Genomic DNA, 18,053 nt, shown 5'->3' on the forward strand with positions numbered 1-18,053 from the left:
GGCGTGATTTATTGCGTTTAACGACCGAGTTTCAATTACCCGGCCGATACTCCCATGCAATATAGTTATTGTCATAAAAATCAATATTTATTCATTATACCGAATCCGCGCCGGATAATCTTTTCAGACGGCCTGAAATCTCTAAAACTTTGCCTTTTTTGCCCCGTTTGTTGTTTATATCTTGAATCCGCAGGCGTTCTTTGTGGATTGCGCCGCGTTTGCCGACGCTTTCGGCCACAAATTCGGGCGACGAGGTAACAGCGACATGTTCGAGCTTGATGCCGTCTGAAAGGCTGATTAATTGCAGTCCGCGGCCTTTGGCCATTACTTCCAATTCGCCGATGGTAAACGCCAGCAGGCGCGGTTCGTCGGTGGCCAGCAGCACTTTGCAGTCGGGGTTGATGAGTGAAACGGCATAGATGCTGACCGGCGGCAGGGTCCGTTCTCCGGCTTTGAGCGTCATCACGACTTTACCGGCTTTGATGCGGCTGACCATATCGCCGAGTTTGGCGATAAAGCCGTAGCCGCCGCTGTTGCTCAATAAATAATGCTGTTCGGGCAGGCCGGTCATTATGGCGACGACTTCGGCGCCGTTTTGCAGTTCGATCAGCGAGGCTACGGGTACGCCGTCGCCGCGGCCGCCGGGGATTTCCGCCGCGTCCAGCGTGTAGGTGCGGCCGTGCGAATCCAACACCACCACCGGCCACACAGTGCGGCCTTCGATTACCTGTTTCAGCCCGTCGCCTTCTTTGAAGGTGGTTTGGCTTAAATCGACGTTGTGGCCGGCGCGGCTGCGTATCCAGCCTTTGTTTGACAATATCAGCGTAACCGGCTCGTCGGCGGTGGTTTGCGTGAGGGTGGCGCGGCTGGCTTCTTCGACCAAAGTGCGGCGTTCGTCGCCGAACTGCTTCATGTCGGCCTGCATTTCTTTGATGATGAGTTTGCGTTTTTCGTTTTCGTCGCCCAGCAGGATTTTCAGACGGCCTTCTTCTTCACGCAGTTCGTTCAATTCTTTTTCGAGCTTGAAACCTTCCAAGCGGGCCAGTTGGCGCAGGCGGATTTCGAGAATGTCTTCGGCTTGGATTTCGGTGAGGCCGAACGCCGCCATCAGGTCGGGTTTGGGTTCGTCGGATTCGCGGATGACTTTAATCACTTCGTCGATATGCAGAAAAGCGATCATGCGTCCGTCGAGGATGTGGATGCGTTTTTCCACTTGGGCGAGGCGGAATTTCAGACGGCGTGTAACGGTGATGACGCGGAAATCGAGCCATTCCTGCAAAATGGTTTTGAGGTTTTTCTGGGCGGGGCGGTTATCCAAGCCCATCATCACCAAGTTCATCGGCACATTGCCTTCCAAACCGGTTTGCGCCATCAGCGTGTTGATGAAGTTTTCCGGTTCGATACGGCTGGATTTCGGCTCGAACACCAAACGCACGGGCGATTCGCCGTCGCTTTCGTCGCGCACTTTTTCCAACAGCGACAACATCAAGGCTTTGGTGTTTTGCTGGTCTTGCGTGAGGTTTTTCTTGCCGGACTTGGGCTTGGGATTGGTCTGCTCTTCGATTTCGGCAAGGATTTTCTGTGCGCTGGTGTTGGGCGGCAGCTCGGTTACGATGATGCGCCATTGCCCGCGCGCCAATTTTTCGATTTCGTAACGCGCACGCACGCGCACGCTGCCTTTGCCGGTTTCGTAAATCTGCTGCAAATCGACGGCGGAAGTGATGATTTGCCCGCCGCCGGCAAAATCGGGCGCGGGAATGTACTGCATCAGGTCGGCGGTTTCCAGCGACGGTTTTTTCAAGAGGGCGATGGCCGCTTGGGTAACTTCGGTCAGGTTGTGCGACGGGATTTCGGTAGCCAAACCGACGGCAATGCCCGATGCGCCGTTGAGCAGCACCATCGGCAGGCGGGCGGGCAGATGCACCGGCTCTTCAAATGCACCGTCGTAGTTCGGCACGAAATCCACCGTGCCCATATTGATTTCGGAAAGCAGCAGCTCGGCAATCGGTGTGAGCCGCGCTTCGGTGTAACGCATCGCCGCCGCGCCGTCGCCGTCGCGCGAGCCGAAGTTGCCGATGCCGTCGATTAAGGGATAGCGCAGGGTAAAGTCTTGCGCCATGCGCACCATGGCATCGTAGGCCGAAGCATCGCCGTGCGGATGGTATTTACCGAGAATTTCCCCCACCACGCGGGCGGATTTCACGGGCTTGGCACCGTGCGTCAACCCCATGTCGCGCATGGCGTAGAGAATCCGCCGCTGCACGGGCTTTTGGCCGTCTGAAACTTCGGGCAGGGCGCGGCCTTTGACCACGCTCATGGCGTATTCGAGATAGGCGCGTTCGGCGTATTGGCCGAGCAGCAGATAATCGTCGCCGACGGCAGGCTGTGGGGTTTGTTCGTTCATCGCAAGCGGAAAATGCTGAATTGAAAAAGCCTGTATTGTAAAGCAATTTAACGATGTTGGCTTGGGCGGTGTCGGGGCTTGAACCATTCGGGACGGTTTCAATCTTATTTTTGATAAGGCGGGTGAGACGATGTACTGCTACAATGCAGCCGTTTCCCCATCATTTTTCGGATATGCCGCTGATGAACCGACCGCAATTTACTGATTGTTTGAGCGAACTTGAGCAAAACCGTTTGCTGGATCGCGTGCAAAGCCATTTCGGGTGGGATTCGGCCGGATGGCGTGCTTTGTGGCTCAATGGTTTGAAGTTGGGCAATTTGAACGGGAAATGGTCGGAACGGGTAAGGCTGGATTGGTCGGGTGGCATCACAGAAACCGACGGGGACGTGCATTTGCATGCCGACGGCTGGCTGGCTATGGGCGACAGTTTGCAGCATATGGCGCTGGGCTGGAAACAGCTCGGCCACCTGAGCGGTTGGCGCAACGAACAATTCGACGTTAACGATTCGGAAGGCCGGCCGTTGTTTACATTGGAGCGTTCCGCATTCAGGCCGCTCGGTTTGTTGAGCAGGGCGGTGCACATCAACGGGCTGACCGAATATGAAGGCGAATGGATGTTTTGGATCGGTCGGCGCAGCCCGTATAAGGCGGTCGACCCCAACAAACTCGACAACCTTGTGGGCGGCGGCATTGCCAGCGGGGAAAGCATACGGGAAGCGATGTTGCGCGAGGGCATGGAAGAAGCGGGGTTGGATGAGGCCTTGTTGCAGAACTTGAGCGGACAAAGCCGCCGCCGCAGTTGCCGCCCCGTATCGCGCGGCCTGCACAATGAAGAACTGTTTATCTTCGATATCGTGCTGCCGCCGGATGTGCTGCCGGAAAACCAAGACGGCGAAGTGGCCGAATTCAAGCGGATGCGTATTCCCGAGCTGACCGAAGCCATGTGCGGCGGTTTGCTGATGAACGATGCGTTTCTGGCCACTTTAGACGCATTCAACCGCTACGGCCTGCTGGATAGGCAGCATCCGCTGGCGGTATGGCTGGACGAAAACCGGTAGGGCATATTCAATGGCACTTGAGGCCGTCTGAAAAATCGTTTTTCAGACGGCCTCGTTACAATGATGGAGGGGAAGGGGCGGCATGGTTCGGTTGCGTGGCTGACTCGGGCCGGATTGCCGCATCCCGAATGGTATCCGAATCGGGCGGTTCGGCACGGTCCCTTAATTTGTAAACAATCAAACTCACATGTAAAATCATGTCAGGTTATGATATTTCAGACGGCCTCAAGGCCGTGATTTTTATGGAGAGTAGGGATGAATGCCGTTGTAATTGCCGTTGCCGTGATGCTGATCTTGTCGCTGGCGCGGGTGCATGTGGTGCTGAGCCTGCTGCTGGGCGCGCTGGCGGGCGGTTTGACCAGCGGTTTGGGGCTGGCGAAAACCATGGAAGTGTTTCAAACCGGTTTGGCCAACGGTGCGCAGATTGCACTTTCTTATGCCATGCTGGGGGCGTTTGCCGTGGCCATCGCCCATTCGGGTTTGCCGCAAACGCTGGCCAATGCCGTTATCCGCCGTTTGGATAACAGCCACGTGCGCGACAATGTGCCGGGTAGTGTCAACGTGGTGAAATGGGGGCTGCTGCTGGCTTTGCTGGCCATGAGCGTGATGAGCCAAAACCTGATTCCCATCCATATCGCGTTTATTCCGCTGATTATTCCGCCGCTGCTGTTGGTGTTCAACCGCATCCAACTCGACCGCCGCCTGCTGGCCTGTGTGATGACTTTCGGTTTGGTTACCACTTATATGTGGCTGCCGGTGGGTTTCGGCGAAATCTTCTTGAAACAGATTTTGGTCGGCAACATCACTAAATCCGGTTTGAATGTCGATAATATCAACGTGGTTCAAGCCATGACCATTCCCGCTCTGGGTATGATTGCGGGCTTGCTGGTGGCGGTTTTCATCAGCTACCGCCGTCCCCGTATTTATCAAAATACCCCGGCAGACGTGGAAGCTAACCACCACGCAGCGGCACAGCCGAAAATTTCCACCTACCGCAGCATCGTGGCGGTGTTGGCGATTGTGATTTCTTTCGCGGTGCAGTTGTGGGCCGGTTCGCTACTGCTGGGTGCGATGGTCGGTTTCGCCGTGTTTATGGCGGCCGGCGTGGTGCGCTGGGGCGAAGCGGACACGGTGTTTAACAACGGCGTGAAAATGATGGCGATGATCGGCTTCATCATGATTGCCGCGCAAGGCTTTGCCGAAGTGATGAAAGCCACCGGCCAGATTGAGCCGCTGGTAAAAGCCTCGGCCGAAATGTTTGCCGGCAACAAAGGCATGGCGGCATTGATTATGCTGCTGGTGGGTTTGCTGGTTACTATGGGCATCGGCAGCTCGTTTTCCACCTTGCCGATTATCGCCACGATTTACGTGCCCTTGTGCATCAGCATGGGCTTCTCGCCGATGGCTACTTTGGCTTTGATCGGTACGGCGGGCGCATTGGGTGATGCCGGTTCGCCCGCTTCCGATTCCACATTGGGCCCAACCGCCGGTTTGAATGTGGACGGCCAGCACGACCACGTGCGCGATACGGTTATCCCCACCTTCCTGCACTATAACCTGCCGCTGATGGTTTCCGGCTGGATTGCCTCGATGGTGCTGTGATGAATGATTTGGAAGCACGCGTTACCGAGTTGGAAATTCAGACGGCCTTACAGGAAGACTTGATTGCCAGCCTGAGCGACACCATTGCCAAGATGCAGCAAACCCTTGATTTACAGCAAGGGCAGTTGCGGTTGCTGTATCAGCGGATGCAGGAAAAAAGCAGCGGCGACAGCGGCGAGCCATACAGCCTGCTTGATGAGATACCGCCGCATTATTAACTTTAATGATGAGGCCGTCTGAAAAAAGTTTTCAGACGGCCTCATCATTATCCAAGCGAATTTTCGGAAAGAGAAAGAGCCATGAATATTACCGTTTTAGCCGTCGGCACCAAAATGCCGCGCTGGGTGGACGAAGCCGTGAACGAATACGCCAAGCGTTTCGGGCGCGACGTGAACTACACCTTGAAAGAAATCAAACCCGAAAAACGCGGTGCAGGCGTGAATGCCGCGCAGGGCATGGCGGCGGAAGAAAAGCGCATTCTCGAAGCAGTTCCGCAAGGTGCATTTTTAGTGGTGTTGGACGAACGCGGCAAAGCCCCCACTTCGGTGGAACTGGCGGAGCATCTGAAAAACTGGCAGCAAAACGGCGAACACGTTTGCTTCGTAATCGGCGGGGCGGACGGCATGACCGACCGCCTCAAACAGCAGGCACGGCTGATGCTGCGCCTATCCAGCCTCACTTTGCCGCACGGCATGGTGCGCGTGCTGCTTACCGAACAGCTTTACCGCGCCGTATCGATTTTGCACAACCATCCTTACCATCGGGAGTAGCGGTTTATACTTTAAAAATCACTAAGGCATCAAAACAAAACACCGAGGCCGTCTGAAAACAGTTTCAGACGGCCTCGGTGCATCTTTCATATCGTGTAGAGGGCGAAACGGGTATTAATCGTCGTCATCGTCATCATCATCTTCGCGGTATTTTTTACAGCGGTATTTCTTGCCTTTGCGGTAATGGTCGCAATAACAGCTTTTTTTGCAGTGTTTGCCCGAAGCATGGTGATGGCGGGCTTGTTCGGCCGCTTCTTTTTTCTGGTTGCGCTTGGCATACAGGTTGCCGGCGGTGCCGCCGATGGCCGCGCCGATAAGCGTGCTTTCCATATTGTTGCCGGCCACTTTTCCGATAACGCCGCCGACGGCCGCGCCCACAATCGTCGCCTCCGTGCGGTCGGTCATGCGTGCTTGTGCGGTGGTGCCGAACGAGAGCGCCACTGCCGCCAGCACGGCAATCAGGGTTTTACGGATGGTGTTCATCAGAAGTCTCCGAGTTATATCAGGAAGAACAATTCGCCTTTTACCACACAACCACGAAAGATGTGGCAATATTCGGAAATACGGTTGCCGCAAACGCTTGGCCGTTGCAGCAACCGCCATGATGTTGAGAGCGGTAAAACGGTTAAAGGTTTTTGAGGATAATGTAATATTCTGCAACCGCCCCGAAGTTGCGCGGCCGCCCTGCAAAATGCCGTTGCCGCCGTATTTTGAATTCGAAACATCGAAAGCCCGTTATGACTTATTCCTACCGCCAAACCCTGCCCGATACCGCATTGGATATCGTGGGCGACGTGCACGGCGAACTCGAAGCCCTGCAATCGCTGCTGCATCATCTCGGCTATCGGGATAACGGAGCACATCCGCAGGGGCGCCGGTTGGTGTTTGTCGGCGATTTGTGCGACCGCGGGCAAAACAGCCCTGCGGTGCTGGCGTGGTTCAAACAGGCTTACGATGCGGGCCATGCTTTCATGGTGCTGGGCAACCACGAGTTGAATGCGCTCGTGCGCGATCCGAAAGACGGCTCCGGCTGGTTTTTTCCCGAACGGGAGGCCAAAGATGCCGTTCAATACGCGCCGTGGAACGTGTTGCCCGAAGCCGAAAAACCCGTGCTGGAAAGCTGGTTGGCGGAGCAGCCGCTGATTTTGGAATGCCCAGACCTGCGCGTGGTGCACGCCGCATGGCTGCCGCAGCAGTTTGCCGCGCTGGAAGCCGCCGCCGGTGAAAGATTGGTCGAACAATACCGCCGCTTTGATGGCGGGCTGAAACGGCATCTTCAGACGGCCTCTTGGTATGCCGACTATCTCGACGAACAGCAGCGTTACGCCGAAGTTGTCGAAAACCCGCACTTCCCGCCGCCGCCCATGCCCGCTACGGCGCAATACGAACTCAACCGCAGCCGTATGCACCCGATACGGGCATTGACCAGCGGTGTGGAGCAGATCGCCCCCACACCGTTTTATGCCAGCGGGCGTTGGCGTTTTACCGCTCGTTGCGCGTGGTGGAACGATTATCGCGACGATGTGCCGGTGGTTGTGGGCCATTATTGGCGTTCGTGGCTGCCGCAACCGCCGTCGCCGCACCGCGAAAACCTGTTACCTGCAGAAGGCGCGGCATGGCACGGGGCGCGGCATAATGTGTTTTGTATCGACTTTTCCGTCGGCGCACGCTGGCGCGACCGTAAAAACGGCACGCCGCCCGAGCGTTCCGAATTCCGCCTCGCCGCCTTGCGCTGGCCGGAACGGGTGCTGGTGTTTGATAACGGGGAAACGGCGGCCACGGTGCAGGGTTAAAGTAGGGCGGGCATCCCTGCCCACCGTTTATTTGTGCATGTACGCAGGCAGGTCATACGGGTTTTCTTCCGACTGACGGCGGGCAGGGATGCCCGCCCTACATGATTTTATCGACAGGGATGAACAAAGGCCGTCTGAAAACATTTCAGACGGCCTTTCAGGTTTTTCAGACGGCCTATTTAAACCAAGATTTGATTTTTTGAAACAGCGACATACTTTGTTTGTCGAAGCCGTTTTCCACCATGGCGGCGGGCACGGCGGCTTCGCGGTGTACCGGCAGCGCGCCGAAACTTTGCGCCACCGGCATGATTTCGATACTGTTCACGTTCATGTGTGCGGGGCGTTGGTAGAGCCATAAAGCGGTGTCGGCAATATCTTGCGGGCGGATGAACTGCACGTTTTCATACAGCTTGGCCACCCGCTCTTCGTCGCCTTTGAAGCGCACGTTGGAAAATTCGGTGTCGCCGCACAAGCCCGGTTCGATATTGCTCACGCGCACGCCGGTGCCGGCTAAGTCGGCGCGCAGGTTGAGGCTGAACTGGCGCACGTAGGCTTTGGTGGCGCCGTAAACATTGCCGCCGGGGTAGGGGTAGGTGCCGGCAATCGAGCCGATATTGATGATGTAGCCGTTTTTGTGTTCGGTCATCTGCGGCAGCACTTTGCGGGTGAGGTAAGTGAGGCCGACGATATTGGTTTGGATCATGGTTTGCCAGTCGTCGAAATCGGCTTTGTCGGCAGGATCCAACCCGAGGGCGAGACCGGCGTTGTTGATGAGGCAGTCGATTTTGTCGAAAGGCTCGGGCATGTCTTGCAGGGCGTTGTCGATCGACGCGGTGGAAGTCATGTCCATTTCCAGCGGCAAAAACTGTTCGCCCAGCTCGACCCGCAATGCTTCCAGCTTGTCGATGCGGCGTGCCGCGCCGATAACGTTGTAACCGGCCGCCACAAAAGCGCGGCACATTGCTTCGCCGAATCCGGCGGATGCGCCAGTAATCAAAATCGCCATTTGGTTCTCTCCTTGGAATGTGGGGGGGGGGGATGGTTTATTTTGCGTGCCGCCAATCGAAAATAAATCGGCGGTGTAGTCCCCATGGTGGGTTTCAGGTATGATGTTCGGACAATTCAAATAATATTACCACAATGAAAAGGAACACTATCATGAAAATCAAAACCACTCTGCTGGCGGCGGCTTCCGTTGCCGTGTTGGCGCTGTCGGCATGCGGCGGCGCTGCCGATTCGGGCGTAGCCAAAGGCCCGATTTCCGAAGCCCGCACCACCGCGTTCAAATCTATGATGCCCAACTTCAGCACGATGGGCAAAATGGTAAAAGGCGAAGAGGCTTACGACGTGGAAAAATTCAAAGTCGCCGCCGCCGCTTTTGCCGAAGAGAGCAAAAAGCCGTTTGAACATTTCCAAAAAGACGAACAGGGCGACGGCGATACGCTGCCGGTAACTTGGGAAAAACCCGAAGAGTTCAAAGCCGCCGAAGAGAAATTCCATGCGGCGGTGGCCGAATTGAACACCAAAGCCCAAGGCGGCAATCTGGAAGAAATAAAAGTGGCTTACGGCGACGTAGGTGCCAACTGTAAAGCCTGCCACGACACTTTCCGCCGTCCTAAATAACGCTGCGCTGAATACCGTATGATGCCCGAGGCCGTCTGAAAAAGTTTTTCAGACGGCCTCTTTGCATACTTTCATCCAGCCGTTTCCCCCGCCGCTACCACGCTTTCAGACGGCCTCAAACATTGCTATGATAAGCCGTCTGAAACCTGTTTGTGCCCGTCATGAACCCTATCGAAAACGCCCGCCACCATTCCCAATATCTTTCGCGCCATCTCGACAACGGCAATCTGCAACCCGACATCCTCAACCCGATGCTGGAAAAAACATTGGGCAGCGAAGATTTCCAAGCCTTCGCCGATTGGGGGCAAATCCAAGCCGACGAAAACGAAGCCGAACTCGCCCGCCAACTGCGCCGTTTGCGCCGCTATGTGATGGCGCAGATTATCGTGTGCGACATCAACCGCATCAGCAATTTGTCCGAAGTTACCCGCACGATTACGCTGTTTGCCGATTTTGCCGTCAACACTGTACTGGATTTCGCCCATGCTTATTATCGGGATATGTACGGCACGCCGATCGGCCGTTACAGTAACGAGCCGCAGTTTCTGAGCGTGGTGGCGATGGGCAAGGCGGGCGGTTATGAATTGAACGTGTCGTCCGACCTCGATCTGATTTTTATTTATCCCGAGTCGGGCGACACCGACGGCAAACGCGAGCGCAGCAATCAGGAATTTTTTACCAAAGTCGGCCAGAAGCTGATTACGCTGTTGAACGACATCACCGAAGACGGGCAGGTATTCCGCATCGACATGCGTTTGCGGCCGGACGGCGACAGCGGCGCGCTGGTGTTGAGCGAAACCGCGTTGGAACAATACCTGATTCAGCAGGGGCGCGAGTGGGAGCGTTACGCATGGTGCAAAGGCCGCGTGGTTACGCCGCACGCCAACAGCATCCGCGCGTTGGTGCGCCCGTTTGTGTTCCGCAAATACCTCGATTTCAACGCCTACGAAGGCATGCGCGGGCTGCACCGGCAAATCCGCAGCGAAGTGAACCGCAAGGGCATGGCCGACAATGTGAAACTCGGCGCTGGCGGCATCCGTGAAATCGAATTCATCGCCCAGATTTTCCAGCTTATCCGCGGCGGCCAAGTGCGCGCACTGCAATTGAAAGGCACGCAGGAAACCCTGCTCAAGCTCGCCGAACTGAACATGCTCGACCGCCAAACCGTGCAGATGCTGCTCGAAGCCTACCGCTTTTTGCGCGATGTCGAACACCGCCTGCAATACTGGGACGACCAGCAAACCCAAACCCTGCCCGACAATCCCGAACAACAACAGCGGCTGGCCGAAAGCATGGGCTTTGCCGACTACGCCGCGTTTTCAGACGGCCTCGACCGATACCGCCGCCAAGTGAACGCCGTGTTCAACGAAATCCTTGCCGAACCCGACGAACAGCCGCAGGCGCAGGCCAACGGCTGGCAATGTATCTGGCAGCAAAACGCCGACGAAGAAACCCGCTCCGGCCGTTTGGTGGAACACGGCTTCGATGCCGTCTTAATCGGCCGGCGGCTCGACCAGATCCGCAACAGCGGCAAATACCGCCACCTTTCCGCCCAAGCCCAACCGCGTTTCGATGCCGTGATTCCGCTGTTGGCGCAGGCCGCCGCTACCCAACCCGACCCCACCGTTACCCTGCTGCGGCTACTGGATTTTCTCGAAAACATCAGCCGCCGCTCGTCGTATCTCGCCTTTCTGCACGAGCACCCGCAAGCCCTGCAACGGCTGGCCGACATCATGGGGCAAAGCTCGTGGGTGTCCGGCTACCTGATGAAGCACCCGATTCTGCTCGACGAGTTGCTCAGCGCACAATTGATGGACACCGGCTATAACTGGCCGAAACTTGCTGCCGAGCTTTCAGACGGCCTCCGCAATGCCGCAGGCGACACCGAAGCGCAAATGGACGTATTGCGCCGTTTCCAGCACGCCCAAGTGTTCCGCCTCGCCGTGCAGGACTTGGCCGGCTTGTGGACGGTGGAAGCCTTGTCCGACCAACTTTCCGCGCTGGCCGACACCATCCTTGCCGCCGCCATGCCCGCCGTGTGGGCCGACACCCCGAAAACCCACACCGACACCCCGCAAATCGGCATCATCGGCTACGGCAAACTCGGCGGCAAAGAGCTGGGCTACACCTCCGATTTGGACTTGGTGTACGTGTATGACGACCCGCACCCCGACGCGCCCGACGTGTACGCCCGTTTCGCCCGCCGCCTCACCAACTGGCTTTCCGCCGCCACCGGCGCGGGCACGCTGTACGAAGTCGATTTGCGCCTGCGGCCGAACGGCGACAGCGGTTTCCTCACCCACAGCATCGCCGCATTTGAAAAATACCAGCGCGAAAACGCGTGGACGTGGGAACACCAATCGCTCACCCGCGCCCGCTTCATCTGCGGCAAACCCGAAATCGACACCGCCTTCGACACACTGCGCACCGAAATCCTCACCCGTCCGCGCAACCGGGCCGAACTCGCCCGCGAAATCATCGCCATGCGCGAAAAAATGTTCCCCACCCATCCGCCCGAAGACAACGATGTCAAATATGCCCGCGGCGGCGTGGTCGATGTGGAATTCATCGTGCAATACCTGATACTGGCTTATGCGGGCGAACATCCGCAACTGCTCGACAACTACGGCAACATCGCCTTGCTCAATATCGCCGCCGATGCCGGTTTGATAGATAAAACACTGGCCGAACAATCGCGCACCGCCTACCGTTTCTACCGCCAACAGCAACACAACACCAAGCTGCGCGATGCGGACAAACCGGAAATAAACGGGCAGATACGCTCGTATTACGACAGCGTGAGAAAGCTGTGGGAACAGGTGTTTGGGGAAGAGGTAAGGTTTGAGGCCGTCTGAAAACCCGACGGCAGGGCGGGCGTCGCCGCCTGCCGTAATTTGTGTGCGTGCGGATAAGCGACGGGCAAAAGTGCCCGCCCTGTTTACATGCAGCGGTGTTTCAGTGCGGGCAAACGGTTGCGGACGCTTTGCAGCCGTGCGGCATCGAGTTCGGCCATTACCATGCCTTCGCCTTCGGGCAGCACGTCGAGCACTTCGCCCCACGGGTCGATGATCATGCTGTGCCCGAACGTGCGCCGTCCGCTTTCATGCAAACCGCCTTGTGCCGCGGCGACAACGTAGCATTGGTTTTCCACCGCACGGGCACGCAGCAGCAACTCCCAATGCGCCAGTCCGGTGGTGTAGGTGAAAGCGGCGGGCAACAGCAGTACGTCGAACGGCAGTTGGGCGCGGAAAAATTCGGGAAAGCGCACGTCGTAGCAAATGCCTGAGGCCAAACGGATGCCGTCGGCAGACAGTTCGGGCGCGTTGGAACCTGCCGCGATGGTGTCGGCTTCGGCATAGCTTTCGCCCAAGCCGGAATAGCCGAACAGGTGCATTTTGTTGTAGGCACCGATGCATTCGCCGCTGCGGTCGTAAACCTGCATGGTGTTGAATACTTTGTTTTTATCCGGGCTTTGCAGCGGTATGGTGCCGCCGAACAGCACGATGCCGTTTTGTCGGGCGGCTTCGCTTAAGGCCGTCTGAAAAACACCGTTGCCCAAAGGCTCGGCAAAAGCAAGTTTGTCGGTGTCTTTCACACCCATCAGCGGCCAGTATTCGGGCAGCAGCACCCACGCCGCTCCGCGTGCGGCGGCTTCGGATACCAAACGGCGCATGGTTTGCAGATTCTCTTCGGGGCGGGTGCCCGAAACCATTTGAACGGCGGCAACGCGAACGGTATGCATGGTTTTCTCCTTTTTTCAGACGGCCTGACGGCTTCACGTTCATCTTTTGCTTTTATTATGATTTATTTACGGCAGTTCTGTTACACTTTTTCAATTTATCGATAGGGGATATGCAAGTATGAAAAAATCCATTCTGATTCTGGTGGCGGCATTACCGGCGCTTGCGCTGGCGGATGTCGAGCTTTACGGCAACATCCGCAGCGGAGTGAGCGTGTCGCAGGTGAAAACGGATACCCAACGCTACACCCGCACGTCGGTTGATGATTTCGGCAGCTACATCGGCTTCAAAGGTTCGCATCCGATCGGTGGCGGCAATAATGTGATCTGGCAGTTTGAACAGGATATGCCGGTGGGTAAAAGCGGTTCTCTGCGGGAATATTTCCGTGAGAAAAAGAAAAACAGTGTGCTGCGGACGGGAGATTGAATGTAGGCGTATCATGGCAGGAGGCCGTCTGAAAAGGGGTTTTCAGACGGCCTCGATCGTATTTGCGGGAAATCCTGTTAAGGGGGCGGAGGGTTACGGTATTAGACAGGTGGCATAGAAATATGCCGCTTACTTTTTTAAAATATTGTAAAATAAAGATTATTATATTTTTTTGAACGTAAATTAATTTGTCAATCCGAAACTTTTGCCATGTAATTCCATCAGATTAATTCTAAAAAACAAATAGGGAGTATTGCGCATGAGAGATTATCACGCCAAACAGCAATACCGGCATGTCTATGATATGGGAAATGAATTTATACTCTTTCACAAGGAAGGAATACCGTCTAAAGGGTTGCGGAACCGGTTCCATCCTTATACCCGGCTGATTTTTTCGGGAAACAGCTCTTTGCCGGTAATGGTCGGCGGGGATAACGAATTTACTTTGCCGCCTAAAACCGTTTTGTTTTTATCACCTTATATGCTTTACAGCATCTTGCCCCGCCAAGAAAAAACCAACAGTTTATTGCTTAATCTCTGCTCTTTCGGTTTGAATGTTACCGCTTCTCCATTCTGGGAAAATGTCCGCGGACTTTTGGAAAGTGGGAAATCGGGTCTGCATTATCCTGAAGATAAATCCGATTTTATTTATCGGGTTTATAATGAAATTGAAAATGGGTTCGGCCTCAAAAATTTGTCTAAAATCATTGAGCTGTTGGATCATCTAACGACATACATGCCGCAAAACAGCATTGTGGACAAACTGTGCAACATCCATCAAAACAATTTGCAGTTTTGCCAGACCGCTAACGAATACATTTATTCGCACTTGCATTGCAAAGGCATGGTCAGTGAAATAGCCAAGCAATCGCATATGTCGGTATCCAGCTTCCATCAGAAATTCCGCCAGCATTTCAAAGAGTCGTTTCATAGCTATTTGTTGAAACAAAAGATTCATTTGGCTTGCAACCTGTTATCGACCACGTCGATGACGGTGGCCGAAATTGCGGAAGAGCTGAATTTCAATTCACCTTCCCACTTTACCGTTATTTTCAAGCAGCATCGGCAAACAACTCCGGGAGCCTACCGTACTCAGGCAATGCGGTTGAAAAACTGATTCGTTTGCGCATTTATGAAAACAGGCGGCGGGCTTTTTGCCCGCCGCCTTGTTCACAGTTTGTTTGTCTTTATATCATTAAGGTTTATTCGGGTGTGTTAATCACCTTGCCGGTTTCTTCGTCTATTTCCACTTCCTCGCCCAATAATTCATCATTGGCGGTTTCTTTACTGAACATAATCGCTATAAGTGCGATAACCGCAATACCTGCCAAATACCATGCAGGCGCAAGTTGGTTGCCGGTTTCGTAAATCAATGTTGTGGCAACCAAAGGTGCCGTACCGCCGAGCAAGGCGTTACCGAGGTTGAAACACAAAGCAAAGCCGCTGAAGCGTAATGACGTGGGGAAGATTTCGGTTAGGAAACCGGGCAAAGTACCGTCGTTCATGGCCAATATGGCACCAAACACCACCATAACCACCAAGGTTAAAATAAAACTTCCCGTTTCTAACAACATAAACAGCGGTACGGATAACACGATGAAGGCAATACAGGCGCAAGTCAGCATGGTTTTCCGTCCGTAAAGGTCGGATAAATGCCCCATCATGAAAATAAAACCGATATAAGTTAAGAGTGATACGCTGGAAGCAATAAACGAAGAAGTTTCGCTCATATGCAATTCGGTGCTCAAATAAGTGGGCATGTAGCTTAAAGTAGTATAAAAAGCAACGGCGTTCAAAGCTACGACACCGCAGGCGATGAAGATTTGGCGCCGGTAACCGATAACCAAACGGTAAATCGGCAAATGTCGTTGTTGGCGGTGTTCAAGGCGTTCTTCCATTTCACGGAACACCGGAGTGTCTTCAAGATGCAGGCGGATATACCGTCCGACCAAGCCGAAAGGTGCAGCCAGTAGAAACGGCAAACGCCAACCCCAGCTATGCAGTTGTTCATCACTTAAGATGGCATACAGTAAAGCAACCAGTAAAGAGCCGAGCAATAAGCCGCTGGCCGTGCTGGCGGGAACCAAACTGGTATAAAGCCCGCGTTGATGCGGCGGTGCGTATTCGGCAAGAAATGCCGCGGCTCCCGCATATTCTCCGGATGCGGAGAAGCCTTGTACAAAACGGATTATCAGCAACAATAAGGGAGCAACGAATCCGACTTGTTCGTAAGTCGGCAGAAAAGCGATACAGAACGTTGCGGCCGACATGATTAAAATCGACCATGACAATGCCGCACGGCGTCCGTATCTGTCTCCCCATTGTCCCCACACGATACCGCCAATCGGGCGGATGATAAATGAAATAGCAAAAACAGCATATGCGGCAATCAAACCGATTGTTTTATCTTCAGACGGGAAAAACACAACGGCAATAATGGCGGCAAGATATCCGTAGGCGGCATAATCGAACCATTCGACAAAATTACCGATAAAGCTCGAAACCGCCGCCTTGCGTAAAGCACTGCGCTCGCTTTCCGAGAGCTGTGCAGTATGGTGGGAAGGGTTGATGGCAGACATGATTTTCTCCTTGGTTTCGTTATTTCACATTCCGAACAGAAGGAAGTGCCGGTTGTTATGCACTTACCCATAGCAGTCAGTAATCAGAAAGCTACCAGGTATGAAAATTCCATCTACACGTTAAATTTTATAAATAGTATGAACATACCGTGCAAACACATGGCAACCGGATTGAATCAATCAGCCTACTTCCTTCGCTCTTGTCATTTCGGTTGCCTGAGCACCTTTGCGGGAGAAAAGGCTTACCAACACTTCGCTCATACCGCCGATAATAATCAAGGCACCCCCGATTAATTGGGCGGGGCTCATGGCTTCGCCGTACACCATCCAACCGATGAAAACGGCGGCTACAACGCACTCCCAATACGATACGCATGCGAACTCTACGGCTTTCAGATGGCGTGTGGCGATGGTACAGGTACCTAACGCGCCGAAACCGCATACGAAACCGATGCCGATCCACCACAACCAGTCAGTGCTTGTCATTTGGCTTACGGTTGGTTTTGTGAAAACAAACAGAGCCACGATACCGATTAAAGCGAAAATAAAATTCCAAAATGCACGGGTATCTCCGGGTACTTCGGTGCGGAACCGGTTAAAGAATAGAAACAGACCGTAACCAAGACCGGAATAAAGAGCCAACATGTCTCCTACGAAAGTTTCCGAAGAAAATTTCATATCAAATTGCAAGCCGTTTACGCTGTCATAACTTACCAGCCCGACGATCAACAGCATACCGGCAAATACAGCCGCCACCGATGCCCATGTAACCCAGCGCATTTTCTCTTTCAGGAAAATAACGGCCAGCAAAGTAGAAATGATTGGACCGATATAAATAAAGAATACGGCATTGGCAATCGAAGTAAGCTGGGTTGCCGCAACGTATGCCGACAAGCAGTTGCCCATAAAGAAACCGCTGGCAATCATGTGCCAAGAAAGTTTAAATGTTTTCAAATCTGATAACTTGCCTCTTGCTCCGATAATCATCAAAAACAAGATAGCGCCGAAAGCCATACGGGAGAGGGCGATAAAATCGCCTTGTGCATTAATGTGGCGTGCGAAAAAACCAACGAAGCCCATCAATGTGGCAGCGATAAAGGCATTCACAAAGCCGATTTTCTTGTTAATCGGTGAACTGACTTGTGTGCTCATGGTTGCTTCTCCAAAGATTGAAAATATAAGGGGGAAATCTTTACTGTCCCATTTTGGATTTATGCTCTTATTCCTATAAATAACCCGGGCAGGGCGGAATAACCCGCCCTACTATCAGGTCAAGCGCCCAAGCCGAACTCGGTGCGGATAGCCTCAGCCATTTTTGATGAAGCAGTTTCCAGCAAAATTCGGCCTTTTTCTTTCGTGGCGTTTGCTGCTGAAGACAGGCAGCCGGAAGGAGGGGTCAGCTCCGGTTTTATAGGCAGAATATCGTAGTTCGGCAATTGCGCTGGCGGGCCGTCCATTACCGCATCCATATCTACCATTTCAGGGTGCAGCAAAAGCATCAGTGAAGTTTCTAAAACGCCGCCGTGTTCCAAGTCCCAGCCGGTAAAGCCTTCCGGATACAGGCGTGCAATCGTGGCATCGTCTACAAAATCCCAATACGACATCAACAAGGCTTTTATTTCGATACCGTCGCGTTTGAGTTCGCGGATTGCCGTATCGACACCTTCAAACAGAAACTGGTAGTTCTCGTAATGCCCATTGCAGAAAACGAATCTGCGCACACCGTGGGCGGCTAATTCCAATGTAATTTCACGAGCAAGGGCAATGAACGTCGCACCGCTCAGAGAAGTCGTACCGGCCAAATGGTAACCGCCGCCCGAGCGTTGTTGGGATTTATAACCGAAAGAAAGGGCAGGGCCGACAAGTCCACCGATACGCTCTGCCACGGCTGTTGCCACATCGGTGGATAAAAGTTCGTCTACATTCATCGGCATATGCGGGCCGTGCTGCTCAAGCGCACCTACGGGAACAACGACAACGGGGTTTTCTTTCACACGGTCTCGATATTCAAAAGCATTCATCTGCTTCATATTGATGTTAGCCATAATGTTACCTCTT

The 18,053-nt window shown here is 54.0% G+C and carries 17 protein-coding genes; 10 read left to right on the forward strand and 7 right to left on the reverse strand.

The features are described 5' to 3' along the window. Positions 1 to 94 precede the first annotated feature (94 nt). On the reverse strand, positions 95 to 2,404 hold the full coding sequence (parC, locus tag Q0X97_RS10845) for a DNA topoisomerase IV subunit A (RefSeq protein WP_302067467.1): 2,310 nt from the start codon (positions 2,402 to 2,404) through the stop codon (positions 95 to 97). A gap of 182 nt (positions 2,405 to 2,586) precedes the next feature. Between parC and Q0X97_RS10850 the strand changes: the two genes are divergently transcribed. From Q0X97_RS10850 to rlmH, 5 genes are all read left to right on the forward strand, one after another. Then, positions 2,587 to 3,462: an NUDIX hydrolase family protein gene (locus Q0X97_RS10850; protein WP_302067466.1), complete on the forward strand. Its 876-nt coding sequence runs from the start codon at positions 2,587 to 2,589 to the stop codon at positions 3,460 to 3,462. Then, complete coding sequence (locus Q0X97_RS10855; protein WP_302067465.1) at positions 3,441 to 3,635, forward strand: hypothetical protein; 195 nt, start codon at positions 3,441 to 3,443, stop codon at positions 3,633 to 3,635. The genes Q0X97_RS10850 and Q0X97_RS10855 overlap by 22 nt, the downstream gene beginning before the upstream one ends. An 82-nt stretch (positions 3,636 to 3,717) precedes the next feature. Next, the gene (locus tag Q0X97_RS10860) at positions 3,718 to 5,064 is read left to right on the forward strand and encodes a Na+/H+ antiporter family protein (protein WP_302067464.1); all 1,347 of its coding nucleotides are present in this window, start codon (positions 3,718 to 3,720) and stop codon (positions 5,062 to 5,064) included. Beyond that, the gene (locus tag Q0X97_RS10865; RefSeq protein ID WP_302067463.1) at positions 5,064 to 5,282 is read left to right on the forward strand and encodes a SlyX family protein; all 219 of its coding nucleotides are present in this window, start codon (positions 5,064 to 5,066) and stop codon (positions 5,280 to 5,282) included. The genes Q0X97_RS10860 and Q0X97_RS10865 overlap by 1 nt, the downstream gene beginning before the upstream one ends. A gap of 81 nt (positions 5,283 to 5,363) precedes the next feature. Continuing rightward, entirely contained in the window at positions 5,364 to 5,834 is a 471-nt protein-coding gene (gene rlmH / locus Q0X97_RS10870; protein ID WP_085360044.1) for a 23S rRNA (pseudouridine(1915)-N(3))-methyltransferase RlmH, read from the forward strand. A 114-nt stretch (positions 5,835 to 5,948) separates the two neighbouring features. On the opposite strand, the gene Q0X97_RS10875 is transcribed toward rlmH, so the two are convergent. Continuing rightward, a complete protein-coding gene (locus Q0X97_RS10875; protein WP_302067462.1) occupies positions 5,949 to 6,317 on the reverse strand; it encodes a glycine zipper domain-containing protein in 369 nt (122 codons plus the stop codon). Positions 6,318 to 6,571: 254 nt separating this feature from the next. Here Q0X97_RS10875 and Q0X97_RS10880 point away from each other — a divergent pair, with 254 nt between their 5' ends. After that, entirely contained in the window at positions 6,572 to 7,627 is a 1,056-nt protein-coding gene (locus Q0X97_RS10880; protein WP_302067461.1) for a metallophosphoesterase, read from the forward strand. Positions 7,628 to 7,802: 175 nt separating this feature from the next. Here the strand turns inward: Q0X97_RS10880 and Q0X97_RS10885 are convergent, their stop codons facing one another. Further along, positions 7,803 to 8,633: an SDR family oxidoreductase gene (locus Q0X97_RS10885; protein WP_302067484.1), complete on the reverse strand. Its 831-nt coding sequence runs from the start codon at positions 8,631 to 8,633 to the stop codon at positions 7,803 to 7,805. A gap of 152 nt (positions 8,634 to 8,785) precedes the next feature. On the opposite strand from Q0X97_RS10885, the gene Q0X97_RS10890 reads away from it, so the two are divergent. Both Q0X97_RS10890 and glnE read left to right on the forward strand, forming a co-directional pair. Further along, entirely contained in the window at positions 8,786 to 9,250 is a 465-nt protein-coding gene (locus tag Q0X97_RS10890; protein WP_302067460.1) for a cytochrome c, read from the forward strand. Between the two features lie 161 nt (positions 9,251 to 9,411). Next, positions 9,412 to 12,105 (forward strand): bifunctional [glutamate--ammonia ligase]-adenylyl-L-tyrosine phosphorylase/[glutamate--ammonia-ligase] adenylyltransferase, encoded by a 2,694-nt coding sequence (gene glnE / locus Q0X97_RS10895; RefSeq protein ID WP_302067459.1) that lies wholly within the window; start codon positions 9,412 to 9,414, stop codon positions 12,103 to 12,105. Between the two features lie 83 nt (positions 12,106 to 12,188). On the opposite strand, the gene Q0X97_RS10900 is transcribed toward glnE, so the two are convergent. Next, positions 12,189 to 12,992 (reverse strand): carbon-nitrogen hydrolase family protein, encoded by an 804-nt coding sequence (locus Q0X97_RS10900; RefSeq protein WP_302067457.1) that lies wholly within the window; start codon positions 12,990 to 12,992, stop codon positions 12,189 to 12,191. Between the two features lie 118 nt (positions 12,993 to 13,110). Here Q0X97_RS10900 and Q0X97_RS10905 point away from each other — a divergent pair, with 118 nt between their 5' ends. Next, on the forward strand, positions 13,111 to 13,416 hold the full coding sequence (locus tag Q0X97_RS10905; protein WP_302067455.1) for a porin: 306 nt from the start codon (positions 13,111 to 13,113) through the stop codon (positions 13,414 to 13,416). Between the two features lie 259 nt (positions 13,417 to 13,675). After that, complete coding sequence (locus tag Q0X97_RS10910) at positions 13,676 to 14,533, forward strand: AraC family transcriptional regulator (protein WP_302067454.1); 858 nt, start codon at positions 13,676 to 13,678, stop codon at positions 14,531 to 14,533. An 85-nt stretch (positions 14,534 to 14,618) separates the two neighbouring features. Here Q0X97_RS10910 and Q0X97_RS10915 read toward each other — a convergent pair whose 3' ends face one another. The 3 genes from Q0X97_RS10915 to Q0X97_RS10925 all read right to left on the reverse strand — a co-directional run bounded on the left by Q0X97_RS10915 (position 14,619) and on the right by Q0X97_RS10925 (position 18,040). Further along, a complete protein-coding gene (locus Q0X97_RS10915; protein WP_302067453.1) occupies positions 14,619 to 15,995 on the reverse strand; it encodes an MFS transporter in 1,377 nt (458 codons plus the stop codon). A gap of 180 nt (positions 15,996 to 16,175) precedes the next feature. Then, entirely contained in the window at positions 16,176 to 17,147 is a 972-nt protein-coding gene (locus tag Q0X97_RS10920) for a DMT family transporter (protein ID WP_302067452.1), read from the reverse strand. A gap of 119 nt (positions 17,148 to 17,266) precedes the next feature. Next, the gene (locus Q0X97_RS10925; protein WP_302067451.1) at positions 17,267 to 18,040 is read right to left on the reverse strand and encodes a creatininase; all 774 of its coding nucleotides are present in this window, start codon (positions 18,038 to 18,040) and stop codon (positions 17,267 to 17,269) included. Between the last annotated feature and the right edge of the window lie 13 nt (positions 18,041 to 18,053).

Origin of the sequence: Neisseria sp. MVDL19-042950, assembly GCF_030504625.1 — a bacterium.
Lineage (GTDB): Bacteria > Pseudomonadota > Gammaproteobacteria > Burkholderiales > Neisseriaceae > Neisseria.